General features: G+C 65.2%; 36 protein-coding genes and 1 tRNA gene. 14 read left to right on the top strand and 23 right to left on the bottom strand.

All coding sequences use genetic code 11. The features are described 5' to 3' along the window. Positions 1–298 precede the first annotated feature (298 nt). On the top strand, positions 299–1,288 hold the full coding sequence (locus tag SLW52_RS12940; protein ID WP_010342573.1) for a LysR family transcriptional regulator: 990 nt from the start codon (positions 299–301) through the stop codon (positions 1,286–1,288). A 101-nt stretch (positions 1,289–1,389) separates the two neighbouring features. After that, positions 1,390–1,479, top strand: a tRNA-Ser gene (locus tag SLW52_RS12945). Between the two features lie 65 nt (positions 1,480–1,544). Here SLW52_RS12945 and SLW52_RS12950 read toward each other — a convergent pair. Together SLW52_RS12950 and SLW52_RS12955 are read right to left on the bottom strand one after the other, a co-directional pair. Continuing rightward, positions 1,545–1,760: an AlpA family phage regulatory protein gene (locus SLW52_RS12950; protein ID WP_320740405.1), complete on the bottom strand. Its 216-nt coding sequence runs from the start codon at positions 1,758–1,760 to the stop codon at positions 1,545–1,547. Continuing rightward, positions 1,747–2,442, bottom strand: a complete 696-nt coding sequence (locus tag SLW52_RS12955; RefSeq protein ID WP_320740404.1) for a hypothetical protein — start codon at positions 2,440–2,442, stop codon at positions 1,747–1,749. Before SLW52_RS12955 ends, SLW52_RS12950 begins: the two co-directional genes overlap by 14 nt. On the opposite strand from SLW52_RS12955, the gene SLW52_RS12960 reads away from it, so the two are divergent. Next, on the top strand, positions 2,441–2,674 hold the full coding sequence (locus SLW52_RS12960; protein WP_320740403.1) for a hypothetical protein: 234 nt from the start codon (positions 2,441–2,443) through the stop codon (positions 2,672–2,674). The genes SLW52_RS12955 and SLW52_RS12960 overlap by 2 nt on opposite strands. Positions 2,675–2,685: 11 nt before the next feature. Here SLW52_RS12960 and SLW52_RS12965 read toward each other — a convergent pair whose 3' ends face one another. The 5 genes from SLW52_RS12965 to SLW52_RS12985 are packed head-to-tail and all read right to left on the bottom strand — an operon-like array spanning position 2,686 to position 6,287. After that, positions 2,686–2,898, bottom strand: a complete 213-nt coding sequence (locus tag SLW52_RS12965; protein WP_320740402.1) for a hypothetical protein — start codon at positions 2,896–2,898, stop codon at positions 2,686–2,688. Further along, complete coding sequence (locus tag SLW52_RS12970) at positions 2,891–3,673, bottom strand: hypothetical protein (RefSeq protein ID WP_320740401.1); 783 nt, start codon at positions 3,671–3,673, stop codon at positions 2,891–2,893. The genes SLW52_RS12965 and SLW52_RS12970 overlap by 8 nt, the downstream gene beginning before the upstream one ends. Next, the gene (locus SLW52_RS12975) at positions 3,670–4,095 is read right to left on the bottom strand and encodes a hypothetical protein (RefSeq protein WP_320740400.1); all 426 of its coding nucleotides are present in this window, start codon (positions 4,093–4,095) and stop codon (positions 3,670–3,672) included. The genes SLW52_RS12970 and SLW52_RS12975 overlap by 4 nt, the downstream gene beginning before the upstream one ends. 55 nt (positions 4,096–4,150) lie before the next feature. Next, entirely contained in the window at positions 4,151–6,136 is a 1,986-nt protein-coding gene (locus tag SLW52_RS12980; protein WP_320740399.1) for a DNA cytosine methyltransferase, read from the bottom strand. After that, positions 6,129–6,287 carry a hypothetical protein gene (locus SLW52_RS12985; RefSeq protein ID WP_320740397.1) on the bottom strand — a complete coding sequence of 53 codons (159 nt, stop codon included), beginning with the start codon at positions 6,285–6,287 and terminating at the stop codon, positions 6,129–6,131. The genes SLW52_RS12980 and SLW52_RS12985 overlap by 8 nt, the downstream gene beginning before the upstream one ends. A gap of 31 nt (positions 6,288–6,318) precedes the next feature. On the opposite strand from SLW52_RS12985, the gene SLW52_RS12990 reads away from it, so the two are divergent. After that, positions 6,319–7,020, top strand: coding sequence for a hypothetical protein (locus SLW52_RS12990; RefSeq protein WP_320740396.1), 702 nt, complete (start codon positions 6,319–6,321; stop codon positions 7,018–7,020). Positions 7,021–7,177: 157 nt separating this feature from the next. On the opposite strand, the gene SLW52_RS12995 is transcribed toward SLW52_RS12990, so the two are convergent. Then, entirely contained in the window at positions 7,178–7,336 is a 159-nt protein-coding gene (locus SLW52_RS12995) for a hypothetical protein (RefSeq protein WP_320740395.1), read from the bottom strand. A 32-nt stretch (positions 7,337–7,368) separates the two neighbouring features. Here SLW52_RS12995 and SLW52_RS13000 point away from each other — a divergent pair, with 32 nt between their 5' ends. After that, a complete protein-coding gene (locus SLW52_RS13000) occupies positions 7,369–7,944 on the top strand; it encodes a hypothetical protein (RefSeq protein WP_320740394.1) in 576 nt (191 codons plus the stop codon). A 197-nt stretch (positions 7,945–8,141) separates the two neighbouring features. Here SLW52_RS13000 and SLW52_RS13005 read toward each other — a convergent pair whose 3' ends face one another. The 10 genes from SLW52_RS13005 to SLW52_RS13050 all read right to left on the bottom strand — a co-directional run bounded on the left by SLW52_RS13005 (position 8,142) and on the right by SLW52_RS13050 (position 12,223). Further along, a complete protein-coding gene (locus tag SLW52_RS13005; protein WP_320740393.1) occupies positions 8,142–9,020 on the bottom strand; it encodes a KorB domain-containing protein in 879 nt (292 codons plus the stop codon). Next, complete coding sequence (locus tag SLW52_RS13010; protein ID WP_320740392.1) at positions 9,017–9,925, bottom strand: recombination-associated protein RdgC; 909 nt, start codon at positions 9,923–9,925, stop codon at positions 9,017–9,019. The genes SLW52_RS13005 and SLW52_RS13010 overlap by 4 nt, the downstream gene beginning before the upstream one ends. Next, complete coding sequence (locus SLW52_RS13015) at positions 9,907–10,083, bottom strand: hypothetical protein (RefSeq protein WP_320740391.1); 177 nt, start codon at positions 10,081–10,083, stop codon at positions 9,907–9,909. Before SLW52_RS13015 ends, SLW52_RS13010 begins: the two co-directional genes overlap by 19 nt. Beyond that, complete coding sequence (locus tag SLW52_RS13020; RefSeq protein ID WP_320740390.1) at positions 10,077–10,415, bottom strand: hypothetical protein; 339 nt, start codon at positions 10,413–10,415, stop codon at positions 10,077–10,079. Before SLW52_RS13020 ends, SLW52_RS13015 begins: the two co-directional genes overlap by 7 nt. Further along, positions 10,412–10,579 carry a hypothetical protein gene (locus SLW52_RS13025; protein WP_320740389.1) on the bottom strand — a complete coding sequence of 56 codons (168 nt, stop codon included), beginning with the start codon at positions 10,577–10,579 and terminating at the stop codon, positions 10,412–10,414. The genes SLW52_RS13020 and SLW52_RS13025 overlap by 4 nt, the downstream gene beginning before the upstream one ends. Next, positions 10,576–10,959, bottom strand: coding sequence for a hypothetical protein (locus SLW52_RS13030; RefSeq protein ID WP_320740388.1), 384 nt, complete (start codon positions 10,957–10,959; stop codon positions 10,576–10,578). The genes SLW52_RS13025 and SLW52_RS13030 overlap by 4 nt, the downstream gene beginning before the upstream one ends. Beyond that, positions 10,956–11,180, bottom strand: coding sequence for a hypothetical protein (locus SLW52_RS13035; RefSeq protein ID WP_320740387.1), 225 nt, complete (start codon positions 11,178–11,180; stop codon positions 10,956–10,958). Before SLW52_RS13035 ends, SLW52_RS13030 begins: the two co-directional genes overlap by 4 nt. 226 nt (positions 11,181–11,406) lie before the next feature. Next, positions 11,407–11,628: a hypothetical protein gene (locus SLW52_RS13040; protein ID WP_320740386.1), complete on the bottom strand. Its 222-nt coding sequence runs from the start codon at positions 11,626–11,628 to the stop codon at positions 11,407–11,409. Beyond that, positions 11,625–11,942: a hypothetical protein gene (locus SLW52_RS13045; RefSeq protein WP_320740385.1), complete on the bottom strand. Its 318-nt coding sequence runs from the start codon at positions 11,940–11,942 to the stop codon at positions 11,625–11,627. The genes SLW52_RS13040 and SLW52_RS13045 overlap by 4 nt, the downstream gene beginning before the upstream one ends. Beyond that, on the bottom strand, positions 11,939–12,223 hold the full coding sequence (locus SLW52_RS13050; RefSeq protein WP_320740384.1) for a hypothetical protein: 285 nt from the start codon (positions 12,221–12,223) through the stop codon (positions 11,939–11,941). The genes SLW52_RS13045 and SLW52_RS13050 overlap by 4 nt, the downstream gene beginning before the upstream one ends. A gap of 209 nt (positions 12,224–12,432) precedes the next feature. Here SLW52_RS13050 and SLW52_RS13055 point away from each other — a divergent pair, with 209 nt between their 5' ends. Further along, positions 12,433–12,861, top strand: coding sequence for a hypothetical protein (locus SLW52_RS13055; RefSeq protein WP_320740383.1), 429 nt, complete (start codon positions 12,433–12,435; stop codon positions 12,859–12,861). On the opposite strand, the gene SLW52_RS13060 is transcribed toward SLW52_RS13055, so the two are convergent. Continuing rightward, positions 12,777–14,342: an MASE1 domain-containing protein gene (locus SLW52_RS13060; protein WP_320740382.1), complete on the bottom strand. Its 1,566-nt coding sequence runs from the start codon at positions 14,340–14,342 to the stop codon at positions 12,777–12,779. The two genes, SLW52_RS13055 and SLW52_RS13060, sit on opposite strands and share 85 nt — an antisense overlap. Positions 14,343–14,381: 39 nt before the next feature. Beyond that, positions 14,382–14,948: a helix-turn-helix transcriptional regulator gene (locus SLW52_RS13065; RefSeq protein ID WP_320740520.1), complete on the bottom strand. Its 567-nt coding sequence runs from the start codon at positions 14,946–14,948 to the stop codon at positions 14,382–14,384. Between the two features lie 84 nt (positions 14,949–15,032). Between SLW52_RS13065 and SLW52_RS13070 the strand changes: the two genes are divergently transcribed. Beyond that, positions 15,033–15,293, top strand: coding sequence for a hypothetical protein (locus SLW52_RS13070; RefSeq protein WP_320740381.1), 261 nt, complete (start codon positions 15,033–15,035; stop codon positions 15,291–15,293). Positions 15,294–15,304: 11 nt separating this feature from the next. Here the strand turns inward: SLW52_RS13070 and SLW52_RS13075 are convergent, their stop codons facing one another. The 3 genes from SLW52_RS13075 to SLW52_RS13085 form a co-directional block, all read right to left on the bottom strand. Next, positions 15,305–15,676 (bottom strand): hypothetical protein, encoded by a 372-nt coding sequence (locus tag SLW52_RS13075; protein ID WP_320740380.1) that lies wholly within the window; start codon positions 15,674–15,676, stop codon positions 15,305–15,307. Between the two features lie 423 nt (positions 15,677–16,099). Continuing rightward, complete coding sequence (locus SLW52_RS13080) at positions 16,100–16,417, bottom strand: hypothetical protein (protein ID WP_320740379.1); 318 nt, start codon at positions 16,415–16,417, stop codon at positions 16,100–16,102. A gap of 213 nt (positions 16,418–16,630) precedes the next feature. Continuing rightward, on the bottom strand, positions 16,631–16,894 hold the full coding sequence (locus SLW52_RS13085; RefSeq protein ID WP_320740378.1) for a hypothetical protein: 264 nt from the start codon (positions 16,892–16,894) through the stop codon (positions 16,631–16,633). Positions 16,895–17,184: 290 nt separating this feature from the next. Here SLW52_RS13085 and SLW52_RS13090 point away from each other — a divergent pair, with 290 nt between their 5' ends. The 7 genes from SLW52_RS13090 to SLW52_RS13120 all read left to right on the top strand — a co-directional run bounded on the left by SLW52_RS13090 (position 17,185) and on the right by SLW52_RS13120 (position 24,026). Beyond that, entirely contained in the window at positions 17,185–17,400 is a 216-nt protein-coding gene (locus SLW52_RS13090; protein WP_320740377.1) for a hypothetical protein, read from the top strand. Beyond that, positions 17,397–18,455, top strand: coding sequence for a DNA primase (locus SLW52_RS13095; protein WP_320740376.1), 1,059 nt, complete (start codon positions 17,397–17,399; stop codon positions 18,453–18,455). The genes SLW52_RS13090 and SLW52_RS13095 overlap by 4 nt, the downstream gene beginning before the upstream one ends. A gap of 96 nt (positions 18,456–18,551) precedes the next feature. After that, the gene (locus SLW52_RS13100; protein ID WP_320740375.1) at positions 18,552–19,958 is read left to right on the top strand and encodes a VapE domain-containing protein; all 1,407 of its coding nucleotides are present in this window, start codon (positions 18,552–18,554) and stop codon (positions 19,956–19,958) included. 438 nt (positions 19,959–20,396) lie between these two features. Beyond that, positions 20,397–20,960, top strand: a complete 564-nt coding sequence (locus SLW52_RS13105; protein WP_320740374.1) for a hypothetical protein — start codon at positions 20,397–20,399, stop codon at positions 20,958–20,960. Then, positions 20,960–23,050, top strand: a complete 2,091-nt coding sequence (locus SLW52_RS13110) for a terminase gpA endonuclease subunit (RefSeq protein WP_320740373.1) — start codon at positions 20,960–20,962, stop codon at positions 23,048–23,050. The genes SLW52_RS13105 and SLW52_RS13110 overlap by 1 nt, the downstream gene beginning before the upstream one ends. Then, a complete protein-coding gene (locus tag SLW52_RS13115; RefSeq protein WP_320740372.1) occupies positions 23,050–23,454 on the top strand; it encodes a hypothetical protein in 405 nt (134 codons plus the stop codon). Before SLW52_RS13110 ends, SLW52_RS13115 begins: the two co-directional genes overlap by 1 nt. A 92-nt stretch (positions 23,455–23,546) precedes the next feature. Continuing rightward, complete coding sequence (locus SLW52_RS13120) at positions 23,547–24,026, top strand: hypothetical protein (protein WP_320740371.1); 480 nt, start codon at positions 23,547–23,549, stop codon at positions 24,024–24,026. Positions 24,027–24,083: the final 57 nt, after the last annotated feature.

Consider the following 24,083-nt stretch of genomic DNA (forward strand, 5'->3'; position numbering starts at 1 on the left):
GCAACGTGTCCTGATGCGGGCAGTGCCCCGCCTTGCGCCACAAATGGGGCTTCGACCCGGACGGGGCAGGGCGTTCGCATGCAGTGCCCGCTGCAGCACGCGCCGCAGCGGCGTTCCGCGTGCGCCGAGCTCCCGTCCCCGTCACTTCGCGCTAGCCCGGCCGGGGTTACCCTGCGTCCGTCTCTATCCGTGCCTGAGCCACCGCGCGAGCGCGACGGGCGTCCCTGCAGCGCAAATCGTTGTAGGAGTAGAATGAACCGGATCCGATTGTCCCCATCGTTCTAAATATCGAAAGAACATGCACGACCTCAACGATCTGTACTACTTCGCCATGGTGGTCGACCACGGCGGGTTCGCCGCCGCCGAGCGCGCCCTGGGCATCCCCAAGTCGCGCCTGAGCCGCCGCATCAGCCAGCTGGAGAGCGACCTGGGCGTGCGCCTGCTGCAGCGCTCCACGCGCCGTTTCGCCGTCACCGACCTGGGCATGAGCGTGCACCGCCACGCCCAGACCATGCTGGCCGAGGCGCAGGCCGCACGCGAAGTGGTCGACCGGCTCAGCGCCGAACCGCGCGGGCTGGTGCGGGTGAGCGTGCCGGTGTCGCTGGCGCAGATGCAGTTGCCCAAGCTGCTGCCGATGTTCCTGGACCAGTACCCCAAGGTGCGGCTGCAACTGAACATCAGCAACCGCCGCGTCGACATCATCAACGAAGGCTACGACGTCGCCCTGCGCGTGCGTTCGCGCCTGGACGACGACGGCAGCCTGGTGATGCGCAGCTTCGGCCAGGTGCAGGAACTGCTGGTCGCCAGCCCCAAGTACCTGGACCGCGCCGGCCGCCCCAAGGATCCCGAGGAGCTGACCTCGCACGTCACCCTCAGCATCAGCGAGGACGAAGCCCGGCAGCGCTGGGAACTGCACGGCCCGGCCGGCGAAGTGCGCCGCGTCGACCTGCAGCCGCGCGTGGCCGGCTTCGACTTCCCCCTGCTGCAGTCCATGGTCAAGGACGGCTTCGGCATCACCCTGCTGCCCGAGACCGTCTGCGCCGAAGCCGTGCGCAACGGCGAACTGGAAGTGGTGCTGCCGGAATGGTCGCTGCCGCAGGGCATCTGCCACGCCGTGTTCGCCTCGCGCCGCGGCCTGCTGCCGGCGGTGCGCGTGTTCATCGACTTCCTCGCCGAACACCTGCCGCGACAGATCGAAGCCTCGCGCCTGGACTGCGGCGGCAACTGCCCCGAACGCACCAAGGCCCGGCACTCGACCCTGGGCGCGATGGCGGTCGAGGCGGGTTGATCCAGACGCCGGCCGCGCACGTCGGCCGAGCAAAACCGCCGCGGGCGTGCGAAAATGCCCGCCCTTACCGACGGTTCTTGGTTACCGCCGCGTTCGCAAACGGAGAGATGGCCGAGCGGTTTAAGGCACCGGTCTTGAAAACCGGCGAAGGGTCAAACCTTCCGTGGGTTCGAATCCCACTCTCTCCGCCAAGATGTGCAAAAAACCCCGCAAGAAGCGGGGTTTTTCGGTTTTGGGGTTGTTGCTACCCATCCATCTACCCACCCGGCTGTGGTGGTCGATTTCGGGTGATCTGCTGGGCGACCCAGCGCTGCACCTCGGAAAGAACCCACAGAGAGCGCCGGCCAACGCGGATCGGCTTGGGGAACCGGCCGTCCTTGATCTCGCCATAGATGAAGGTGGTGCCCATGCCCGTCATGGCGCGTACGCGCGCGAGGGCGCAAAGCTCTTCCAGTTTCTCAGCCGCCGCCATTGCACACCTCCAGTCTCTTGAAGCTGATTACCCACACCCACGGGTTGCTGTCCCAGTCGCCGCCGGTGCTTTCCCAGAGCTCGCGAAAGGCCGCATCCGGATGGCGGTAGTTCTTCGGGTGCGGGTCGGCGCGGAACGCGTTGTAGTAGTAGGCGCCGTCCCCGTGATGGATGCGGTTGATACCCTCTGCCAGATACCGGCTCTCGAAGTCCGTATCGCCGTCGCCATCCTGCAGCCGCTCGACGCGCACGTCGGTGATCTCCAGCACCAGGCGGCAGGCCCAACGCGGCATGTGGATCGAGGGCCGGACCTTGTGATCGCGCAATAGGCTTTCGCGCGTGGTCTCCGAGTCGTAGCTCGCTCCGTACCGCCCACCATCTTCAGGGGTCCACCAACGTCCAGGCGTGGCTTCGTGGATGAAAAGCCGGGCTCGCCGATGCTCCAGCCCGTTCTCGCGTACCCACAGCCGGTCGCCTGGCTGACCGAAAGGGCAGCGCCAGCTTCCAAATTTCGGCACCTCGCCAATCTTGACGCCGGCGCGCCAGACGTCGGTCATGTCGCTGCGGATCCAGTCGACGCGCGGATCCGGTGCCGGCTTCACCGCGCGCCGCGTCTGCGTCTTGCGCCCGTCGAGGATGCCGCGGACCATGGGGCCGTTGAACAGAACAGGACGCTCACGCATGGCTCGCTCTCTCGATGTGAATGGCTGGACGCTGCTGATTTCCTCGCGGTACGTCACGAATGAGGCGCCCACGAGCTTCTGGCGCGCGGCCGTGCATGTCGTTCCGCAGGGCGGCGGCGCGCCGAGGTACACAGCGGAGTCCTATGCACTGCACGCCACGCAAGAAGAGGCGGAGCGGGTCGCGGAAGGCCTTGGCAACGACTGGGCATGGGCGAATAACGTGGACGCCTGACTGAGTTGCCATCACCGATCCTCCAGCGCCTGGTCGATCTCGCTGGCGGCCATGCGCATGAGCTTATGGGCGATGGCGGCGGTGTCCTTCTCGATTTCGCCGCCGGCCTCGACCACCGCGAAGAACGCCAGGGCGAACGACGCAATCACCTTCGCATCGGGAGACGCGTCCTCGTTGTTGACCAAGCGCAAGAAGTCTGCGCGGTTGAGTTGGATCTCACCCATGGCTGCGGCCCTCCGGCGCCGGCGCCGGCGCGGCGGCTTTGAGCGCTTCTCTGGCGACAGGCTCAATGCAGTACAGCTGCAACAGCTCATCGACCACCAGCATGTCGCCGCTGTACCAACGCTTCCCCAGCTCTTCCATGTGCCTTTCGAGCTGGCGCAGCATCTCTGCGAGATCCGGCGCGGCATCGGCGCGTGTCAGCGCGCCTCGGACCTGCCGCAGCAGGCCCGAATAGCTCACCCGCATTCCGCCATGATCCTTCGCCAGGATCGGCGGCGACACCTGCGCCCGCGTGCGATGGAAGGCTTCGGTAGTTGCGCCGGCCCATGCGGCATAGCGCTTGGCCTCGGCGATTTGCGACTCACTCATGGGGTCGTAGTCACCCATTCCGAGGGCGAAGCGAAGCGGCTGGCCCACCGGACTGCTGCCGCCCTGGTGATGCCACAGCACCCATGCGAGAGCGCCGCGCGCCGTATCGGTGAAGTCCGGCGACACCTCCACCAGCAGGCAGGCGGAGACCGCGGCACGCGCGTAGTCCTGCACCCGATCGTCGGCGCCGCGGCCAAACTCGTCGAAGAAGGCGATTGGCAATGGTGGCAGCGCGCTGGCCGCGGCATGCGGCTGCGAGGCGAGGGCGGCAACGATCACGCGCAGCGCCGCAGCCTCTACCGCGGTTTCGTTGTCGTGGCGTAACCGCCTTCCCGCGGCGGCGGTGATTTCGTCCCTGTCGAACTCCGCGGCCAGCAACTCCCGCGCCCGCTGCCCAACGCCGCTCACGGCCGCGCCGCCTTGCTGTCGATCAGTGCCAGAACATCGTCCTTCCGCGCCCAGTGCGAAACCTCGGCGTAGTCGCAAGAGCCGAAGAGCCACCCGTTGTTCCACGGATCGCCGGGCAAGTACGAGCTTTCCCCGATCGTCCACGCGCGACCAGGCGTATCCGTGTACCGGAAGCGCACCAGCACGTCCTCGTGATCGCCGTAATCCTCTTCGGTCGGTAGGCGATCGGTCACGCTAACCCACGGGTGCGCCGGCACCACCAACTGCTCGCCCATGGAAGCGTCGGAAGGGGTTGCCCGCAACGCTTGCCAGCCAGCGACCAGCGCGTCGTACACGCGGCTAGGCAGCTCGGCGTACTCGCCGGCCTCACGTGCTGCGGCGATGGCGAGGCCCAAGGCTTCTGGGGTCAGGGTCGTGTTCATGCTGTCTCCTTCGGCGCGGCGCGCCAGCGTTGCGTTATGGGGAAGGGTTGGCCGATCATGCGGCGGCAACCAGTTGCTCAGCAGCGTCCAAGTTCACTGCTGCGAGGGCGTAGAGCGGCGGCGGGCTGACGCTGTTGCCGCACATGCGCACAGCGCCGCTGGTACTGATGGCGCGACCGTCAGCGGTGTGCGTGATTCGGTAATCGGCGGGGAACCCCTGCGCGCGGAATAGCTCGTGCGGCTTGAGCATGCGCAGGCCGATATCGACGATGACATAGGGCGTGCCCTGGATTACCACCGTGACCAGCGCCATTCGGTCGCGCGTCGTCGCGGTGTCCAGAGGCTCACGCAGATCCACGGCGATGCCGCTGCCGTAGTACTGCACCAGGAACGCGGCCACCTGCAGCGCGCCGGCTTCCTGCTCGGGGCTGAGCGTGCATTCGACCACACCATGGTGGACAGCGCCGGCACATACGGTGCCCAGCGGAGCGCCGGCGGTCTGGCCGTGCGCATGCCGGCGCATTGTGATTAGGTGCGCGGTCGCCAGTTGCTGCTGGCTTCCGCTGCCGGTGATGGTGCTCATCGGCTCCCGCGCGTCGCGGCCGCCACCTTCATAGAAGCCCCCGTTGGCCTGTTCCAGATAGGCGCACGCGACCGAGTGACCACCGCTCCCGCTGGCTGTAACCATGCCGACGGGTGCGCGCGCGTCCGTACTGCCGTGACCCCAGCGCTGCACGCCACCCGGGCGGCCCTCACCGTGAGCTGCCTGCACCATGATCGGCGCGACCAGGGCATGCTTGACGCCACCGGCGACGACAGTTCCCAGAGGTTTCTGCAGGTCCAGGGCGCGGGGCGCCTGACCCTCGCGCTCACCGTAGCGAGTTTGCACCAGCGCCGGTGCAACGGCTGAGAAGTGCCCGCCCTTCACCCCGGCGCAGATCGTGCGCAGCGGTTCCGTGGCGCTTATCGTGCGTTGGTTGCTGGCGTTCGAGTGCTCGGTGATGAAGGGCGCCAGTTCTGGCGCGACCAGCATCAACTCGCCGCGGTTCGCGGCGGTGATCGTCGGCAGAGGCGCCGGCACGTCGTTGACGCGATCTGAGCCCTGGTGCGTGGCCGGGACGATGAAAGGATCGGCCGACTGCAGCACGTGGCGCATTACGCCCTTGGCGATGCGGCGCAGCGTCGCATCTGCGAGCGGCCGCTTGCGGGTGAAGATCGACGGGCAGGGCAGCGAGAAGTCAAGACAGTCGGCGGCGCGCACGCGCGGCTGCAGGCCGGGCGCGGCGCCGTGCGTCGGTGCCGGCCACACGATCGGCTCACCGTCGCGCCGTGCCAGCAGGAACAGCCGCTCTCGGCTGGTGCCGGCGCCGTAGTCGCTGGCAGTCAGCTTGCGCCACTCCACGCGGTAGCCCTTCGATTCCAGCGCAGCGACGAATTGCCGCCAGGTGCGGCCGCTATGGCGCTTATCCGGGACCAACTGCTGATTCGCCACCGGCACGTGCTCGCCACGCGCTGCCACGGTGCCGTCCATCTTGAAGACGCGACCGGTCACCTTGCAGCGTTTTGCCACCAACGGACCCCATGTCAGGATCTGCCACACGTTCTCCAGCGAGACGATGCGCGGCGCGGTGTTGGTGCCTTCGCGCTCGTCGGCGCGGAGCAGCTGGCCGATCCACTTCAACACCACCCACGAGAGCGCGCGGGTCTTGCGGCTGCGGGGCTGGCCGCCTTTAGCCTGGCTGAAGTGCGTGCAGTCCGGGCTGGCATGGAACCAACCGATCGGCCGGCCGGCGACATCCTTGCGGGGATCCGCGTGCCAGATATCCTCGCGATGGTGGATCGTAAGAGGGTGGTTGGCAGCGTGCATGCCGATGGCCCACTCGTCGTGGTTGTAGGCCAATGCTGGATCCAGGCCGGTGGCTTGCTTCAATGCCTCGCTGGCGCCGCCGCCGCCTGCGAACAGGTCGACCACGATCTCGCCGGGGCGTAGCCGCGAGATCTGCGGCGGCGGGAAATTGAAGTCGCGGGATCCGTCAGCCACGGCGCACATCCCGCTGCGCATCGTCCCGCACCTGCTGCAGCGCCGGCAGAACGCTGAGGCGGACCAGGTCGTCGCCAGTAGCCGCCTCGCGCGCCTTTGCCAGCGCCCAATCGAGCGCGGCGAGCTTATCGTTGGGGTGCAGATTGGTCATGGCAGAATGGGAACCTTCACAGGGAGGCGATATGGCGATCGAGTTCTGTCCGCTTGCGGACGATGTGGGAAACCTGGCTGACTGGATGGCGGTCTTTGTAGGTGCACTCGCAGCAATTGCAACGACTGTGGTAGCGGTGCTCGCATACAAGACATCGAGCCGCGCTACGGCTATCGCAGGTGAAGCAAAGACGATTGCGGAGCGCCAGCACAGCGATTCGCTCGCCCAAATACACGGCACCGCTCGGATACTCGGAAGCCTGCTTCAAATTGAAATCGGTGTCTTGCCGTCGAAGCTGGCTATGTTGCTTCGCAACTACGACGCCACCAGGACGCTGTACTTGACAGGAGATGTCGATGCTGGCCTTCTTTTTGAGCGCGCGATAGGTGAGTTGCGCCAAGACTTTCTTCCCGCGTCTAAGGGTGTTTTGGAACAACTGCACACTCTGCCGAACCATCTTGGCGCTCTTGTCGCCCAGGTCATCGGAATGACTCGGGATATCAGTAGTACCGGCGAGCGAGTTAGTCAGCGCTTTGCGAGAGTCGACGACATGGAAGGTGGATACGTGATTGCAGGCTACGGGGGCGGCGCGCAGGACTTTGATAACCTCCGAAATCAGATCCGTTTGATCCTTCGCGAATCGATCAGACTCGCTGAAGCGTTTGGAGATTTCACGAACGTGGATTGGGGCAGCTATGAGGATGAGCTTGCGGCTGCTGAAGCTGACCCGTGATGAAGTCATAGCAAGCAGCTTGAAGTGCATGCACAGGCCGCGGTGCGCTCGCGCAGCGCCGGTGCTTCGCCCGTCAGCACCGCACAGGGGGGCGCCGACCAACTTAGGGCGCGAGCTCGCGGCGCGTGTGACACGGATCTTTGGAGCGTGGAAGACGTCAGCCACGGTGCACCTCCACCTGCTGATCGTCGCGCAACTGCTGCAGGGCAAGCAGCACGTTGAGGCACGCCAGCTCGTCGTTGGCGGCTGCCTGGCGGTCGCGCTCGACCGCCCATCGCAGCGCCGCTAAACGGCTGCTTTGTTGGACGCTCGTCATGGCAGAAATGCTCACAAGGAAAGGGGAAACGAATGGAATGGATGTATGGGGTGTTTCAGTGCGCACCTTTGAGCAAGGTGTGCGTACTGGAATGGAACGCGGTCGCGGCCATCGGAGGGTGGGCTTCTGCAGTTGCTACCTTGCTTGCAGTCTTGCTTCCGTATCGACGCGAAGTCAGGCGCGGACGTTACCGTTCGTACGTCGCGCTGAGGGCCTTCAGGGAAAGTCTTGGGCGCCTTTCTTACAGGCTCGACGGTGTTTCGAGCGTGCGAAGCACCTTCGCCGACGGCGACTATCAGCCGAAGGAGGTTGAAATTGAGATGCTTCTTGGACTGTCCATAGAAATCCCTCTTCTCGACCTCGACCCCGAACTCGATAAAGTTCTCAGCGCGATTTCTGTCCTTAGGCAGCGGCTTGCAGCATGGGAGAGGGTAGTTAGTGTTCTCAAACTCCCAGGCACTGAGAGACTTCTGGCAAGTGACCGCTTCACCGTGAGGCTCAAGAAGCTGGCACCGATGTTCGACAAGTTGACCACCGAGCTTCATGAAGCAATCGAGGCTGCTGAAGCGGCGATCGACGGCACGAAGTTTGCTTTGCGCAAGCTGTAACTCAGTTTGGCCGACAACGCCGAACTCGCCGCTGCTCACGCTGCCCTCCTGTGTTCGATCATAGGTGCGAAGTCCGATTCGCCCACGCGCCGCATAGCGTTTGACGTCCGCGTGTCGGGCTCTGCCCGATCGTCGAGATAGAGCGGCGCGGGCGGCTGCAAGTTCGTCACAGAGTGTTTCGTGTGGAATCTTCTGGTTCATGCCGCGCGTTCTTGTCGGCTGGGGATGCGCTCGCGGATCTCGATCAGCTGCTTAACGAGCTCGCCAGGCAGCGTGACGTGTTCGACCTCGCCGGCCTGCAAGGCGGTGCGCACGTCGTCGGGCAGCGCCTTGTCGATCTGTGCCGTGACGTCGTCCAGGGCGGTGACGATCTTCCGGGGCAGGGACTTGCCGCGGATCGTGCCGGTGGTGGCGCGGTGCTTGCCGGCGGCCTTGGCCTTCGCGACCGCCGCCGCCAGCATGCCGCCGGCGTCCTCGCCGTGATGCCGCACCGTCTCGATCGCCGCCGTCGGAGCGACGACGCCCTCGCGCACCAGCTTCTGCACGTCGGAGTTGGCACGCGCGAGAATCAGCACCTGGTCCACGTGCTGGCGCGTCTTGCCCACTCGCGTGGCGATCTCCTCCGGCGACCAGCCGAACGCGGCGAGTCTGGCATAGCCGCGGCCCAGCTCCAGCATGGTCAATTTGCGGTTGTGCTGGCTCGTGATGATGCGCGCCGTGCGCTCCGCGTCGTTGCCTAGGAAGGGAACGACCGAAAGCCAGAGCTCGCCGGCTGCATCGCACACGTCGTCCTTGGCCCTCAGCCAAGCGCGCCGACGCTGGTACCCATCCACCACATACACACCGCCTTCCGGGCGCGGGCGCACTTCCAGCGGCGGCAGGATGCCGCCTGCGCGGATGTGGTTGGCCAGGCGCTCAATGTTCTCTTCGAACGACACGCCATCCGCGTCGACCGCGTGTTCGTCGCGCAGGTTGAACCCAGGTTCCTCGTGGATGTCCTCGATACGGAATTTCAGGGCATCGGCGCGCTTGGCGGTGCCGTCCTTGATCATCGACTTGAAGGTGGGCGCGCTCATTGGTCACCCGCCGTGCTGATCTTGAACGCCGCTTCCAGCAACAGAAACAGCTGGCTGACCTCGCCAGTCATCAGGGCGAAACGCGCATCCAGTTCGGCTCGGATTCCGTCGCCGCTTGCCTTGGCGGCCTCGTCCGCCGCTCCTTGCAGGAACTTCAGCTTCCGGATAACCAGGTCGTCCCCGAGGACGAACGAAATGCGGTCGTCCATGCGTAGCGCCAGCCGCGTCACCTGTTTGCCCGCCTGCAGGTGCTTGTCGATCTCGTCGCAGCGCAGCTCTTGATGCTGGCATCGCACCACAGCGCCCCCCTGGATGGGGTCTTGGAGCTGGCATTCCTCGCCCACGCTAAGACCTACGGGCAGCGGCTCGCCGGCGATCCATGCGGTGAGGATCGAGCGCGGCGCGACCTCGGCGTTCAACGGCAACGCCGGGAAGCTGCCGAGCAGGCTTCGGATCTCGGACATGGCGTTCTCGCCAGTCTTACGGCTGGACGTATCCACAGCCACGTAGCCGTGCTCCAAGTCGAGGAACAGGTCGATGCGCGAGGCGCGGACGAAAGCGCGCGGCAGCAGCTCGGCGATCACGTCCTCCTTGATGCGCTTACGCGTGCGGCCACCGGGGCGCCGGCCTTCCTTCTCCTCGATCTCGGCGACCTTGCGCGCGAGCAGGTCGTTGACCACCGACCCCGGCAGCATCCTGTCCTGCCCGCCGATGGTCAGCCACAGGAAGTCACCGACCTGGTGGGACAGCGCCTCATCGCCGACGCCGAACGGCGAGACAAAGCCGCGAGAAGTCATTTCCATCGGGCCGACGGGCTTGAGCTGCGCTTCCGGCAGCAGCGCGTCGACCTTCGAGAAGTCGATCGATGTGGGGAAGCGAAAGAAAGTTAGGTTGCGAAAGAACATTGCGCGTCCTCGATAGCTTGCGATTCGACGGTGGTGCCCTCGGGCGCGAAGTGCAGACCCAGGGCGTAGAGGGCATCGGACAGGCCCGCTTCACGCGTTTCGGCGCGGACGACCTGGGGCTCGGCGACGCCGGGAATGGAGACGGTGACGATCAGCATCGGCGGAGCTTCCGGTCGATGAGGGAGACGATCTGAGCGCCCTGCTGTAGGGGTGGGTGCTTCTCCCGAGCCCAGGCGCGTTTGTAGTTGTTCCCGAACTGAACGCGTAGGGCGTAGTGACGATCGGGCACGGCCTTGCGCGCGGCTTCGTAGCGCTTCAGTCGCGCCGCCGGCGAGATCATGGGCAGATGGAGCATGTGTGCCGCCAGTTCGGCCTCTTGGGCCGACGTGTCGGGCAGGACATCTGGCAGGTCGCGCTGCACGATGGCATCCAGGCCATAGCCCAGCAGGTAGACGCCCTGCTCCTTGAGGATTTGCTGGATTCGGCTCATAGCTCCACCAACCGGTTGCGCTTGGGAATGACACGCTCGGCCTGGCGCAAGTGCGCACGTTCTTCGCGCGGGGACGCCATATGCCGTCGATACGGATGCAGGCGCGGATTCTTGGCGCGATCCATCGCGGCGCGCTGCTCCGGGTTCGGGTCGTAGCGCTTCACCGGCTCGACTCCTTCAGAGCCTGGAGATCGCCAACGGCCGCCATACATCTGATCGCGTGAGCATGGTTAAGCAGTTCCGCCGGCCACTGCTTGGCAGTCGCCTCGGTGGTGACGCCCCAGTCGACCGGCAGGCGCGCAAAAGCGGCGGCCGCGGCGACGGCAAGCGATTCGCTCGCGGCCCGGCACAAGGATCTGCCCGTCGGGACGTGCGTTGCTGTCCACTGCTCGGAGCGCAGGCGCAGCTCACGCTTGAACGTCGGGTGCACCGCAATGTGCTCCCGCACGATGGTCGCGTGCACGTCCACCCAACGGTCGGTCTGGCCTTCGATGGAGTCGGGCGCATCGACGTGGATCGAGATGATGCGGTTCTGCGGGTTCATGGCCGGCTCCCGGCAGCGGCGCGCAGGTCGCCGCGCAGTTTGGCGATAGCGCCGGCAGCGGAGGTGCGGCCGGCAAGGACGGTGGCGCGCGCAGCACGCGCGGCGCGGATGGAGCAGCGGTGGCTGTAGCGGAGGCGGCGGGCGGCGAGGTAGACCGCGGCGTAGGCGGCCCAGGCACGATCGCTAGGCTTTGGCTTCTGCGTGGCCAGGGAGAGGCTCATGGCTGGCTCCCGTAGCGCTGAAGCAACTTGCAGCGGTCGCACTCGATCGCCGGCCATGGCGGCGACGCTGCACAGCAGTGGCATCGGGTCGAGCGAACGTGGTCCAGCAGTTCGAGCACCCCGGCACGCGCTGCCAGTTGTGCGCCGTCTGGCTGGCCCGCAGCACGCTCGCGAGAGGCGGCCAGATCCAGCACAGCCAGGAGATCCACGGAGGCGGAGGCGGCCATCACGCGCGCTCCTGTCGGCGGTAGCACCGCACCTGAATCAGTCCGCCGCGCGCAGCGCGCATCCAGCAGTAGTAGCCGGCGTTTTCCTGCCGAATCAAGTACTGGGCCGCGTCGGGAACGCTGGCGAAGGTGGCCGACGCGTCGCTCACATCCTTGACGCGGAAGGCGGAGACCACCGCGGCCACGAGGACGCCTAAGGCGAAGCAGGAGAGCGCGCTCATGCGGTCACCACCTGGCGTGCATCCACCTGCTCGCACTGCGCTTTCAGCTTCAGCCACGACCGCTTCGGGACGTCCACGCAACTGGATCCGAGCCACACGCAGTGGGTGGAATGCAGACACTCCGGATCGGGAGCAACGAAGCGCGGCGCGTCGCCGTACCTCCCGACAATGCCGACTACCTGGATCGAATGAGCGGGGCCGCGCCTGTAGAGTTCCAGCATCCAGCACTCGCCAAGCCCTGGCGAGGCGCTATCGCGCTTGCTGAGGATCAGCTCCAACCCGTGGCAAGGGACCTTCAGCCGTTCGCCGCTCATTGCGCACCGCCTACGCGCTCTTCCGCGTGCGCTCGCGCCGCGGCGGCATCTTCGTGCTGCGTCTCCGTTGGGCGGAACCCGCAGCCCGGGAGCCAGACAGTACAGGCGGCGAAAGAGCCGTGATCCACCACCGTGGCCCAGGTGCTGCGCGTGCTGCACTCGCCGAGGTGCTGCACACCGTAATAGGGCTTCGACCATGCCTCGGACACCCCGTCGGCCTGGGCGGCAGCGGAGTCGGTTTCATCGGTGGCGCCGCCGGTGCTGATGGTTGCGAAAGCCATTTCAGTTCTCCTGGCCCCGGCGGCATGCGCCGGGCGCAGGAGTAAATTACACGAAACGTGTAATTGAGCAACACATAATGTGTAGACGGAGGGTAGCCCTACCCAGTTTTGTTCAGCTTTTGGTCACACTCCGATGTGGGAGTTGGGGAGCGTAGGAGCGGTAAGCTAGGGTGCGCCTGCAACGGGCAGGCATGCAAAGGGAGACAGGCATGGCTAAGGAATACATGGTGTTGGGAGTCGTTGGCGCCGCGGCGACATTGATCTCGGGTGGCGCCTTTGCGCAATGCTGCCCCTCGGGCGGCACTTCTCCCACGACGAAGGCAGCGACCGGCCTGGGTGAAGCCAACCCACCGGCGAGAAATCTATCTGTGGATCCGGCGTGGAGCGTTTACCAGTTCGAGCGCGACGGGATCAACTACGTGCAGGTGAACGACGTCTACGGGAAGGTGCATGCTGCGGTTGGCCGGGTAGGCGACGTGGCTTGGGTAATGCCGATGGGCGCCGACGCTGACCGCGTTGTTGTTTCCCAGGCTTCGGACCTCGGGACGGTCGTTTACAGCTCAGAAGACTTCATTGTCAGGCTGGTGAGGGGTAGCGACAAACCGTCCTGGATCGTCGTCCCGCGGCGCAAGAACTGATCGTCGTCGGACAGCATGAAGCTCCGCTTTCGGGCGCTGCGCTTCAGCTTTCCGGCGTAGGCTCGCATCTTGGCATCCAACTGCACCTCGGCCATTCGCGACTCCTTAGTGCGAATGGCTTTCTCGCCAGCATTCAGCACCGTCGCCGCGATCCATCGCGTTCCGTTCGTGCTGCCAGCTTTGACGCTGACCTTGTAGCTCTCTGCCGGGAGCGTATCGAGAGCGTGGCAAATACAGCGGTATGCAACGAGCTGCAGCGTGACGCTGTGGCTGTCGAGGCTGCCCGTTAGACCCAGCGAAACCGGTACACAGCCGATCCTGGCGGAGAACTGAGGAGAGCGCAGCGTCGAGAAGAGGCCGCGCATTTCGATTTGAAACGGGTAGAGGTCTGATGCCTGTTGATAGGCGATGCGCGTGCTGGCAACGCTCTGGGCGTTGAGCTCCATGGCCAACTCGTAGTGGCCCTCGTCCTTCAGGCGCTGCGCCGTTTCTCTGAACCACTCGTTCCTTTGCTGCTGTGCAGCCGCGAGCGATTCCGCTTGATCGCGAAGGGATCGTTCCTGGGAAAGGTGATCGGCTCTGGCGAGCAAGCGCTGCTCATGCGTGAGCGTGCGCAGGCGGCGCGCACGCTCGTGTTCCTTTGAGATGGTTGCGCCGACCAGCAGCAGGAAAGTCCCCATAACAGCCAGCGTTTGCTGGGCGACGAAGACCGCAAGATCCCGGTTGCCTGGGAGGCCCGTGCTTGGGATAGACAGGCCGAGCGATAGGTTCGCGGCTACGATTCCGATAGCTGCTCCCCTCCAGCCGTGAAGCACGGTCAGGGCCAGCGTCGGGACGACCATCAAGCCGAGTAGCGTCAGGCGTTGCCAAGTCGCGTCCGACCATCTGGCGCCGAGGTATGCGCCCAGCAGGAGCGCTAGACCTATGGCTGCGTCTCTAGCGAGCCGCGCAGGGTTGGCGACCTGGCTGCGCCGGAGCCAGATCAGCATGGGCAGCACGGCGACGAGCGACGTCAGGTACTGGCCCGCTGAAACCTTATAGAAGTAGCTTGCAAGTGCGGCTTCAACTGGTCCGGAAAGAACCGCGTTAAGGGATATGTTTGCTATGACACCCCACACCGTGATTGCCAGCAGGGCGAACGGGATAAGCCGCTCGTCCTCAACGCCAGTCGGCCAGTAGCGCCGCAGGGCAATCAGCCCACCTGCAAGCAAAGGGCTAAAGGCAAGCGCGCTGCCGTACGCCCAGGTCAACGGAAGGTCGTGCTCCTCCGCAAACGGGACCCGCAGGGAAATCATGGCTGCGGCATCCCCGATGAAGATGCTGGGCCAGTATCGGTATGGGAGGAAAAGGAGAGATGCTACGCGCAGGCCCGCCGGCAGAAAGAACTGGTCGGCGGAGTGGAACCACGCAAAGCGATAGGCAAGGTAATAGAGGCCCGCAACGGCGATCGCCTGTCCTACACGCCTGAATCCCTGTCCCATATTTCGGCCCCTTCCATAGGCCGTCAAGCTACAGGCAGGTCAACCCTTGCGCGTAGACACTTTCCGCGTGGCGGGTGCGCTTGATTCCGATTGGCTCGTTTTTTGCCTGCGGATCTGCTCCCGAAGAGCCGCGACCTCGGCTTCACCATCAGCAAGCTGCGTTTCCAGCGTCTGAAACGGGGATGGCGGCGCCGTATCGGCCGTCGGCGCCTCTCTAGTGGCCGTCAACGCCTCTCTGTGCACGAGCACCTCGATCGTGCTCGCAAGCATCTGGGCGTCAGCCGGCTCCATTGGGTCGAGCTTGCGGGGAGCCGGCAGGGTCATGGTCACGATCTGCGCGGCATCCATGACGTGCGCGGCAGTCACGCGGAACACGGGGGGGCGCGCTTCGACGACCTGGTCGCCTAACAGGATTCTGGCGAGCGTGTATCCGCCTGGCGCGACCTTGTTGGCGATCACGCGGAGGTCAGCCAGGGTTGGCTCCCTCGTGCCGTTTTCATAGTTCGACAGGCGAGACTGGGAATCCCAGCCGCACAGCTCCGAGAGCTTGCCCTGAGAGTAGCCCGCCGCGATACGCGCAGCCTTGATGCGAGAGCCTAGATCCATGGCGGGCAAGGTACACATTCCGTGTATCAAAGTATTACACGTATCGTGTTGTTGGATTTACACGATACGTGTAATGTTGCCGCCATGGAAGCGAACCAGTCGAAAAAGCTGCACGTAGATGCTGACCTGATCGACAGGCTTGGCGGGCCAGCCAAGATCGCCCGGTTGCTGTGCTACGAGATGCCTCAAGGCACTCGGCGGGTGCAGAACTGGAAATATCGGGGCATCCCGCCTTTCCTGCGCGTAACGCGCGTCGACGTCTTCGGTCCGTTCGCGCCGCCTGGACCCGCACAGACGGGTGACGACCCCGACGAGCGCCGGATCGTGCCGATCGAGGGCGCCTGATGAAGGCGCTTCTACCGTTCGCTATCCCCGGCGGCGCCCGTGCTGTGGGCCTGCGCCTGATCGCGGCCGGTGCGGTGCTTCGCGAGCTTACCCAGCCCGAAGAGCGCGACCGCCAGCAGGGCGAGGACCGTGAAGTACCACGCGGGGAGCTGGGCAGCCTCCGCGGCATCCGAGATCCGGGTGCTGGTGTCCTGGGTGTTGATGATGATCATGCCCGCCGTGTACTGCACCGCGACATGCCAGGTCACGCCAGCGGTGAGGGCCATGGCGAGGACGAACGCGATAGGTCGCTGTATCGCCAGGAAGAGCCTGGGCTTGTGATAAGCCAGCAAGCCCATGGCCGCGATGCCAACCGCGGCAGCGCCGAAAAGCGAGTAAGTCATGTCCATGTGTCCGTCTCACGTGCTGGTTGCAAGGCGCATCAGGCTGGTCCTGCCGTGCCTGCAGCTTACTGCCGCCCCTGCGTACCTAACAGGACACGCGCCTCGTCGAGGGTCTACGGATGTCGCTGACCGAAAAGTGCCGTCGCCGTTTCCGAAACTGGCTACGGGCTCCGGCCGCTGCCGCCATGCTTTGCGCCGCCACGCCGCGACTCGCCTTGCGCGCAGATCGGCGGGCCGCCGACGGCCAGAGCCAAGGCGAGTTCGGACCGCATGGCGATAACTGCGTCCCGACTCTTCGGGCGCTAGCGCTAGATGGGCAGTGGATTCATGGGGCTGCGCTGGCCGAGTTGCTCATCGCCAACCCTGCCTATGTCCCCACGATACGGGTCGAGGACGGGGTCGCGATGGGCTTGGGTGTATGGCTCAGTCCGGCCCAGATGGTCGCCCATCTGCAGACGGAAGCTGAAGCCCGAGGCGCACCGCGTTCAAGTACTCAACGAACGGATGGGCCGTCCGCCGGTAGTGATCCGCTTCTGTCTCTGACATCGGCAACTGCAGGATATCGGCTTCGGTTCGCTCGATGGCTGCTGCGAGGTTGACCATGAGTTGCGTTGTCGAGTTCTCACGGTCCAAGACCAACTGCGTCACTACTTGGATGAGCGCGTTGATTCGCCCATGCGCTACATCCAGCCGAGTTCTGAGTGCTTCCACCTCGGCTCGAAGCTGTTGGATTTCTTGCATGTCGCCCTCCCGGCGGGCTGCTCGTGTGGTGCGTGCAGCTTACCGGCGGGGGGGCGGCTCCTTCGTAGACGGTACTGATGCTTGCGAGACGGCGCAGCTGCTGAGGGCTCCCGGAAATGTTTGATCTATCGATGGTCGCCGCATTGGCGCGGCTTGCAGATTCAAAAGCCCGTCTGCTTGCCTTGGAGGCGGAACGGACGGATGTAGAAGCGCTCAAATCGCATCTCTTGGCGCGGTCGAGGATTGAATCTCTTCGGTCATTGCAAATCGCAGGTCTTCGTATGACATCGCCCGCAGTTGGGCAGGAGTCCAGTGATGTTTCTGCATGAGGTAGTAGCGGATCGCATCAATGCCCAGCAGGTATTTCCATCCTCGTTCCTTGGCGAGGCCATCGCCGAAAATCTCAAGGTGCAGATTCAATTCTGCGTCCGCCTGATGGGCCTGCTTGCGGGCGTTGTTGACTTCCTTAGAGCTCATGTCTGTCTCCGGTACGGTGCTGGGGTGGTGCCTGCATCGTACCGGTGGACGGACGCCACTTCGTTGACAGGTGCGACCATGGTCGGAAGCGCGACTAGCAGAGCGGAGCGGGGGAGCCGTCGGACCCCGAGCCCCACGGCACAGCGGCACATTGCCGAAGCCGAGCAGGTGCTTTATGGCAATGCGCCAGGCCTGAGTGGCGAGGATGCACTGGCCGAGCGCGAGCGCCTGCGTCGGCTGGATGCGCCTGTGCAGGCTCCGCAACTCGCCCTGCCGCTGGAGCGGCCGCGATGAGCGTCAGCATGTGCATCACCCGCGCACTCGAGATATCGCGGCGGCCGCGCCAGCAGTGGGGTGAAGCCATCGCCGCGTTGCCGGAGGCATGCCCGCACCAGAACGTGTGCACTGGCGGCATCGGATGCCGGGCACGGCTTGCCGACTACTTGCGGGTGCAGTTCAAGGCGCAGGTTCGGCGCGAGCAGATGGCCAAGGGCCTGGCGCGATGAGCGAGCAACGTCACGACGTCAAGCGGCTGAAGGACCAAGCGGATCTCGCTGCGATCGTTGGGCGGTACGTGCCGCTGCGACGCAACGGGCCAGAGTTCACCGGATTGTGTCCGTTCCATAAGGAATCGACACCATCATTCACCGTGAACCCCGGCAAAGGCTTCGTGCACTGCTTCGGTTGCGGCGCGCACCACGACGTGATCGGGTTTCTGATGGCGATTACGGGGTGCGGCTTTCGCGAGGCCTGCGTGCAGCTGGGCGCGGAGGACTTTCAGCGCGCCCGCGACGATGTGCAGGTCGAAGACGCTGCACCGCTCGATGTGAAGTGGGTTCCGCTGATGCCGGTGCCGGACGATGCCCCCGAGCTGATGGCCAGTGCGCAGTGGACCGTGCCGGTCTGGAACCCCAAGCGCCGGCGCCTGCGCCGCATGGGAGTCACTCGGGCGGATGCCTACCGGGATGCTGCCGGTCGCCTGCTGGGATACGTGCTTCGGGCCGACTTCAAGGACAGGGCGACCGGAAAGGCGAAGAAGTGGACGCCCCAGGTGACCTGGTGCGTTGGCCCCGACGGTAAACGCCAGTGGTGCATCCAAGCGTTTCCCGCTCCTCGGCCGATGCTCGGGCTTGACGCACTGGCTGCCAAGCCACAGGCGGACGTGCTGATCGTCGAGGGCGAAAAGTGCCGCGGCGCTGGCGCTGGCGCGTGGGGAACGTATGCGGCGGCTTCGTGGGCAGGCGGCAGTAATGCCGTCGGCAAGACGGACTGGACCCCGCTGCAGGGGCGCAACGTCGTGTTGTGGCCGGATGCCGACGCGGCTGGCCGCAAGGCCATGTTGGGCTGGAGGAATGATGCGGGCCAGTACGTCCCCGGGATTGCTCAGCTCGCGATGCGCGCAGGGGCGCGCAGCGTACGTCTGATCGATACCGAGGGTATGCCTGACGGCTGGGACATTGCCGATGCGCTCGAGCGCGATGGATGGTCGCCGCGGCAGCTCGCGGCATGGGCAGCAAGCAGAGTCGTCGAGGTGACGGTGGTGCCAGGCAATGAGGGCTAGCGTGTCAGTTGGGCATGACCGGGGACCTGCCCAGCGCCAGCCATTCGCTGCGTGCCGGCGGCAGCCGTGTGGGCGCAGGGAAGCGGGAGGCTGCCTGTGAGTTCGTCGAAGCGAAAGACATTGACCGTCTTCGACGGTGGACGCGGCACATCGCCGCCAGGGGGCGGCGACAGCAACCCCGACGCGTGGAAGTCGCAGCTCACGTTCAACCGCGACAACAACGTCGAGGGGACGCTGCACAACCTCATTCTGATCATGGAGCACGACGAGCGCCTGGCCGGCTTGTGGTGGCTCAACGACAGCAGCAACCAGGTCAAGCTGGAGCGCGACCCGCCATGGCGCGGCGGCAGCCGGGAAGAATTCATCGACTCGGACGCTTACGAGCTCGCGGCATGGCTGCAACACCCAGACCGATACGCAATGCGGTGCAGCGACGAGCAGGTGCTCAAGGCGGTGATCGCCGTCGCGCGGCGCTATCGACGGCATCCTATCCGCGAGTTTCTTGCTGGCCTCAAATGGGACGGTAGCCCGCGCGTAGAGCGCATGCTCGTCGATTTGTTCGGCGCGGCGGACACTGCCTACAGCCGGCGCGCAGCCCAGTGCTTCATGGTAAGCGCCGTGGCGCGCGTGCTGTGGTTCGACGCCAAGCAGCCATCGGTCGGTGCGCAGGTCGACTTCATGCTCGTGCTCGAGGGAGAACAGGGCAAGCGCAAGTCGAGCGCGCTGCGCGCTCTGTTCGGCAGCCAGTGGTTCGTCGAAACCAGCGAGTCCCCAAGCAGCAAGGACTTCTATCAGGTGATCCAGGGCGCTTGGGGCGTGGAGATCGGGGAGATGGACTCGTTCTCCAAGGCGGACGTGACCAGCGTCAAGACCGCGATCACCCGGCGCGTGGACAAGTTCCGTGCTCCGTACGAGCGCGTGCCGAGATCCTACCGTCGCGAGTGCGTCTTCGCCGGCACGACCAATGAGCATCAGTACCTCCGCGATCCTACCGGTGGGCGGCGCTTCCTCCCGGCCCGCACCGATGGCGAGGTCAGGATCGATGAGATCGTCAGCCAGCGCGAGCAACTGTGGGCCGAGGCGGCGCAGATGTTCGACGACGGGTTTCAGTGGTGGCAGCTACCGGACGACGCGCAAGAGCAGCAGGCCGCGCGCTACGTGGGCGATAGCTGGGAGGGCCGCGTCGAGCGATGGGTCGATATGCGGATGGCCGAGGATCGCTATCCGGGGCGGCTCAAGTTCGGCACCAAGATCGACTGGACGACCACCGACGAGGTGCTCGTGCACGCCATTGGGCTGGACCCAGGCAAGCACGGCAAGCCGGAGCAGATGCGCGTGTCCGCCATCCTCAAGACCTTGGGCTGGGAGAACCATCGGCGCCGCTGGCCCGAGGGCGGGCGCGAGCCCCGGTGGTTCCGCGTCGGGATATCCATCGATGAGTGGCTGGCCGGCGCCAGCCGAGAGGACGCGGCTCAGGAGGCGGGCGATGTGCCGGACTTCTGACCAGACCACGGGCCTCGCGTCCACACCTGTCCAGACCTCTGTCCAGACCTCAAGCCTTGCAGGTCAAGGCTGTCCACACCGTCCAGACCTTTCGCGCGCGCATATGCACACAACCACCAATCACCATCTACCCAAAACCTCAAATAGGTGTGGACAGTGTGGACAGTCAGGACAAGGTAGACGCTCCAACGGTTTCGGCCGTCCAGACCTCGACAGGAAGGTGCGGACGGTGCGGACGAGGTCACCGAACGGGCAGCGGGGGGCGGGGCGTGCCGTCGAGGTGGTTCCGACTTCACGTGAAATTAACATTCGGGCGAGGGTCCTCCTGGGGCCGGAACGGGTGCGGGTAATTCGGACCCCAGTATTCGTGCGTGTTTCGTTCCGGGATTTGGTTCCGTTCGGAACACGGGGGCTCGCGTGAGTTCCGCCGGTTCCGAAATGGCCTTGTCGGTCGCCGATTACGCCGTTCATCGCGGCTGCAGCGACAGCTACATCCGCCGGATGCGCCGCCTGGGTAAGCTCGTGATGCACGCGGACGGCAAACGCATCCTGGTCGCGCAAAGCGACGCGCTGCTGGACGACGTCACGGATCCGGTGCGTGGTGGCGATCGGTCCCCCGGCGCCGAGCTGCGCCGCGACGTCCCGACTGCTCGTGTGCCGCCCGGCGATGTTCCGAGCGTGCAGGAAGCGGTACGGCGCGAAAGGCTGGCGCGAGCGCGCACTGCTGAACTGGAGCTCGGCGAGCTTTCCAAGGAGCTGACGCGGGTGAAGGGCGTAGAGCGCGCGGTGTTCACCCTGGTGCGACAAGCGCTCAACAGCATGATGAACATGTCCGGCCGGCTCCGCGCGAAGCTGGCTGCCGAGAGTGACCCGCGCGCGGTCGAGGCCATGCTGGACGCGGAGGTGCGGCAGATCGCGGAAGCCATGCAGATGAGCGCTCGCAATCTCCTTGGCGCGTCGGCGCGGGACGCTAGCGCTGACGCGGATGAGGAGGCCGGCTAATGCTTGAGCTAATTGCCCATGATGTGGAGCTCGCCGATCCACAAACCGTTGTCTGTGATGCCTGGGAACGCGCGTGGCAGCTGCCACCACTGCAGACAGTCAGCGAGTGGGCGGACGCGCACCGGATCATTGCCAAGGGCGCGGGCGCGGAGCCTGGTCCATGGCGCACTGCGCGGAATCCGATCCTGCGGGAAATCATGGACGCGCTGAGCGACCACTCGCCGGTCCGTGAAGTGGATTTCATGAAGTCGGCGCAGATCGGCGCGACCGAGATCGGCATCAACTGGACGGGCTACATCATCGACCGCGGAGCGGATTCGATGATCGTGGCGCAGCCGGTGAAAGATCTGGCCCGCAGTTGGGCTACTTCGAAGTTCGACCCCGCAGTGGCAGAAATGCCCGACCTGTTGTCGAAGCTGGACACCGACAACACGTTGGAGAAGCGCTATCCCGGCGGGACACTGTGGGTGATCTGGACGAACTCGGCCAAGCAGCTGCGCCAACGCACCGCGCGCTACATCTTCGCCGACGAGGTGGACGAGTACCCGAGGGACGTGGGCGGGCAGGGACCGGCCGACCAACAGCTGGCTGCGCGCGCCATGTCCTATGGCGACCGAGGCAAGATTTACCGCGCGTGCACGCCGACCATCGAGGGCGGCAGCGCAATCGAAGCCGGGCATGCAGAAGGCGACCAGCGCGTGTACGTCGTTTGTTGCCCGCACTGCGGTGGTGAGCAGGTTCTCGAAGAGGAGCGGTTGCAGCCGGACGGTACATTCGCCTGCGCTGTGAGCGGGTGCGTCATCGAAGAGCACCACAAGGACACGCTGTTCGCCGAACGGGGTTTCGGTGGCAGCGCCTATTGGCGTCCCACGAACCCCAAGGCGAGCCCCTATCACCGCAGCTACCACGCCTGGGCGGCGTACGCGCCGCTCGGCCTTGGGCTTTCCTGGAAAGACCTGGCGGAGGCGAAGGCGGAGGCAGAGCGCGACCCGTCGAAGCTCCAGGGCTACCACAACCTGATCCTGGGACGCCCGTATGCGGGCGAGCGCCAGGAGCAGGACGACGAGGAAGTGGCGAAGCTTGCCGAACCCGGGGTGCACCGGGGGATCGTGCCTGCAGGCGGGCTGGTCCTGACCGTCGGTGTCGACTTACAGCACGACCGCGCGGAGCTACAACTCATCGCGACGGGGCGCGCGCAGCGCCGCTGGGTCGTGGACTATGCGGTGATCGATATCGACCCGACGATCCTCGACACCTACAGCGCCCTGGATGAGTACTTGCTCGGGACCTGGAAGACGCGCGGCGGGATCGACATGGCCATCACCGCTGTGGCCGTGGACGGCGGCAACTGGACCGAGGTAGTCGCTCAGTTCGTGAAGCGGCTCGTGGGACAGTCCGGCCAGGCGCGCGTCGTCCAGACCCCGCACGGTTACATCAAGCAAACCGTGTACCTCATCCGCGGCCGCAATGAGCGCAAGACGGAGCGTGCTGTGTATCGGCCATCCAAGACCGAGGTCAACGCGCGAGAGAAGACGATCGCGCGCAGCGTCGGTGTCTGGGGCGTGGGTACGTCCGTGCTGAAGCACATGGTCTATGGCTGGCTGAGTGCTGCGCTTGTGGCGAAGCAGCGGGCAGAGGCAGATGGTGAGGCGGAGGTGATCGATGCGCGCATGCTGCGCTTCCCCGGGGGGCGCGGCGACGAAGTCGCGGACCCGCTGAACCCTGATCCGGGAGCCTTGCCCGCGGGCTACTACAAGGGCCTGACGGTCGAGTACTACGACAAGGAGTCCGGCTATTGGGTCAAGCCGAAGGGCGCGCGCAACGAACCATTGGACACGGCGGTCTACGCAGTCTGGGCGTCTCTGGCGCCGGCGGTGAAGGCCGACGTGATTCGAGAGTCTCAGTGGGAAGCCCTTGAGCAGCAGTACCACCCCCTCACCGCGGGTCTGTTCGACGCGCCGACTCATGGTGACGCAGATTCGCGGGAGGAGGAGGCTCAGGAACCCGAGGCGGCCGTCCCGCAGCCGGCGGCGATTGGGCCATATGTGCCGCGCTATCGCAGGGGCGTGCGCAGCCCTGGAGTGCGCTGATGCGGACCGACCTTGCGACCAACCAGCAACTGCGCGCTTGGGCCTCTGCCGTGGTCGGTGACCAAGTGACGCGTAGCAGTGCCACGGGGACGGAGCGGCTCCACGTTCTTGACGAATCAGCGCCGCTCGATCCTGGCCCGTCGCGAGTAGAGTCCATCGTGCGCGGGATGGAGCGCAGTGGACGCTGGAAGGAAGCGCGAGTGCTGCGCACAGAGTACTTCCTGGCTGGGCTGACCGAATCCGACCGGCTGGCACGCATGGCCCGCCTCGGCCTGAAGATCAGCCGCGCCAGCTACTATGCGTACCTGGCGTCCGCACATGCGTTCGTCGCGGGTGCTCTGCTCTTCGCCGTCGACCATGCTTCCAGCGAGCAGCTCAACGGCGTGACGTTGGTCCAGGAGTGACAACCCCGGCCTCAAACTTCCCGCGAAGTGGCCGATGCTGTTGCATTGGCCCGAACCTGATGGAGGTACGTATGCTTGGCGTGGTGAGTGGGATGGCGTTGATCGGCGCTTTGGCGGGAGTGCCCGCCGGTGCGCAGCTGGATCAGGCATTGGTCGCCGTTGAGGTACTGCGCGACGGGCAAGTGCAGTTCGGACAGGGCGTGGTGGCGGCACGCGCCAAGCCTGGCAGGATTGAGTTCCTGCACCGGGCCGGACACATGGTGATGTCCTGCAACAGCGGCGTCTCGATGACCTCAAAGGCCCTGCCGGAAGGCTATGTGTTGCTGGCCACGCTTGTCGGTGATCGCCTCGATGTCCAACTCGAGCGCCATGTGCCGCGCCATTTCGATGAGCAGTTCGCCAAGTTGAAGAAAGGGCAGTGCATGGAGCTCATGCCTTCGGATCAGGTCGTGTTCTCCGGGAGAACCACCGTTCCTGCGGACACGCGTGGCGAGGTGAAACAGGTCGATCTGGGGCAGGGCTACGTCCTGCGCTACAACAGCCACTTGGATCCTGCCGAAGCCAATCCGTAGAGCGAGATGGCGCACCTGCGCGTGCGCAGACTGCGTTGCGTCTAGACACTGCATGAC

The organism is Xanthomonas sp. LF02-5 (genome assembly GCF_034105325.1).
In the GTDB taxonomy this organism is placed as follows: Bacteria; Pseudomonadota; Gammaproteobacteria; order Xanthomonadales; family Xanthomonadaceae; genus Xanthomonas_A; species Xanthomonas_A sontii.

Bases quoted from the DNA above. Each gene is read 5' to 3' on its own strand.
- SLW52_RS13050 (WP_320740384.1), bottom strand. From the start codon at position 12,223: ATGGCTTTCGCAACCATCAGCACCGGCGGCGCCACCGATGAAACCGAC.
- SLW52_RS13055 (WP_320740383.1), top strand. From the start codon at position 12,433: ATGGCTAAGGAATACATGGTGTTGGGAGTCGTTGGCGCCGCGGCGACA.
- SLW52_RS12960 (WP_320740403.1), top strand. From the start codon at position 2,441: ATGGCTCGCTCTCTCGATGTGAATGGCTGGACGCTGCTGATTTCCTCG.
- SLW52_RS12965 (WP_320740402.1), bottom strand. From the start codon at position 2,898: ATGGGTGAGATCCAACTCAACCGCGCAGACTTCTTGCGCTTGGTCAAC.
- SLW52_RS13115 (WP_320740372.1), top strand. From the start codon at position 23,050: ATGCGGACCGACCTTGCGACCAACCAGCAACTGCGCGCTTGGGCCTCT.
- SLW52_RS13105 (WP_320740374.1), top strand. From the start codon at position 20,397: ATGGCCTTGTCGGTCGCCGATTACGCCGTTCATCGCGGCTGCAGCGAC.
- SLW52_RS12975 (WP_320740400.1), bottom strand. From the start codon at position 4,095: ATGAACACGACCCTGACCCCAGAAGCCTTGGGCCTCGCCATCGCCGCA.
- SLW52_RS13005 (WP_320740393.1), bottom strand. From the start codon at position 9,020: ATGAGCGCGCCCACCTTCAAGTCGATGATCAAGGACGGCACCGCCAAG.
- SLW52_RS13075 (WP_320740380.1), bottom strand. From the start codon at position 15,676: ATGACTTACTCGCTTTTCGGCGCTGCCGCGGTTGGCATCGCGGCCATG.
- SLW52_RS13080 (WP_320740379.1), bottom strand. From the start codon at position 16,417: ATGCAAGAAATCCAACAGCTTCGAGCCGAGGTGGAAGCACTCAGAACT.
- SLW52_RS12940 (WP_010342573.1), top strand. From the start codon at position 299: ATGCACGACCTCAACGATCTGTACTACTTCGCCATGGTGGTCGACCAC.
- SLW52_RS13110 (WP_320740373.1), top strand. From the start codon at position 20,960: ATGCTTGAGCTAATTGCCCATGATGTGGAGCTCGCCGATCCACAAACC.
- SLW52_RS13010 (WP_320740392.1), bottom strand. From the start codon at position 9,925: ATGTTCTTTCGCAACCTAACTTTCTTTCGCTTCCCCACATCGATCGAC.
- SLW52_RS13030 (WP_320740388.1), bottom strand. From the start codon at position 10,959: ATGAACCCGCAGAACCGCATCATCTCGATCCACGTCGATGCGCCCGAC.
- SLW52_RS12955 (WP_320740404.1), bottom strand. From the start codon at position 2,442: ATGCGTGAGCGTCCTGTTCTGTTCAACGGCCCCATGGTCCGCGGCATC.
- SLW52_RS13070 (WP_320740381.1), top strand. From the start codon at position 15,033: ATGGAAGCGAACCAGTCGAAAAAGCTGCACGTAGATGCTGACCTGATC.
- SLW52_RS13095 (WP_320740376.1), top strand. From the start codon at position 17,397: ATGAGCGAGCAACGTCACGACGTCAAGCGGCTGAAGGACCAAGCGGAT.
- SLW52_RS13000 (WP_320740394.1), top strand. From the start codon at position 7,369: ATGGAATGGATGTATGGGGTGTTTCAGTGCGCACCTTTGAGCAAGGTG.
- SLW52_RS13040 (WP_320740386.1), bottom strand. From the start codon at position 11,628: ATGAGCGCGCTCTCCTGCTTCGCCTTAGGCGTCCTCGTGGCCGCGGTG.
- SLW52_RS12995 (WP_320740395.1), bottom strand. From the start codon at position 7,336: ATGACGAGCGTCCAACAAAGCAGCCGTTTAGCGGCGCTGCGATGGGCG.
- SLW52_RS13045 (WP_320740385.1), bottom strand. From the start codon at position 11,942: ATGAGCGGCGAACGGCTGAAGGTCCCTTGCCACGGGTTGGAGCTGATC.
- SLW52_RS13065 (WP_320740520.1), bottom strand. From the start codon at position 14,948: ATGGATCTAGGCTCTCGCATCAAGGCTGCGCGTATCGCGGCGGGCTAC.
- SLW52_RS13015 (WP_320740391.1), bottom strand. From the start codon at position 10,083: ATGCTGATCGTCACCGTCTCCATTCCCGGCGTCGCCGAGCCCCAGGTC.
- SLW52_RS12950 (WP_320740405.1), bottom strand. From the start codon at position 1,760: ATGGCGGCGGCTGAGAAACTGGAAGAGCTTTGCGCCCTCGCGCGCGTA.
- SLW52_RS13120 (WP_320740371.1), top strand. From the start codon at position 23,547: ATGGCGTTGATCGGCGCTTTGGCGGGAGTGCCCGCCGGTGCGCAGCTG.
- SLW52_RS13035 (WP_320740387.1), bottom strand. From the start codon at position 11,180: ATGAGCCTCTCCCTGGCCACGCAGAAGCCAAAGCCTAGCGATCGTGCC.
- SLW52_RS13020 (WP_320740390.1), bottom strand. From the start codon at position 10,415: ATGAGCCGAATCCAGCAAATCCTCAAGGAGCAGGGCGTCTACCTGCTG.
- SLW52_RS12990 (WP_320740396.1), top strand. From the start codon at position 6,319: ATGGCGATCGAGTTCTGTCCGCTTGCGGACGATGTGGGAAACCTGGCT.
- SLW52_RS13090 (WP_320740377.1), top strand. From the start codon at position 17,185: ATGAGCGTCAGCATGTGCATCACCCGCGCACTCGAGATATCGCGGCGG.
- SLW52_RS12985 (WP_320740397.1), bottom strand. From the start codon at position 6,287: ATGACCAATCTGCACCCCAACGATAAGCTCGCCGCGCTCGATTGGGCG.
- SLW52_RS13085 (WP_320740378.1), bottom strand. From the start codon at position 16,894: ATGAGCTCTAAGGAAGTCAACAACGCCCGCAAGCAGGCCCATCAGGCG.
- SLW52_RS13060 (WP_320740382.1), bottom strand. From the start codon at position 14,342: ATGGGACAGGGATTCAGGCGTGTAGGACAGGCGATCGCCGTTGCGGGC.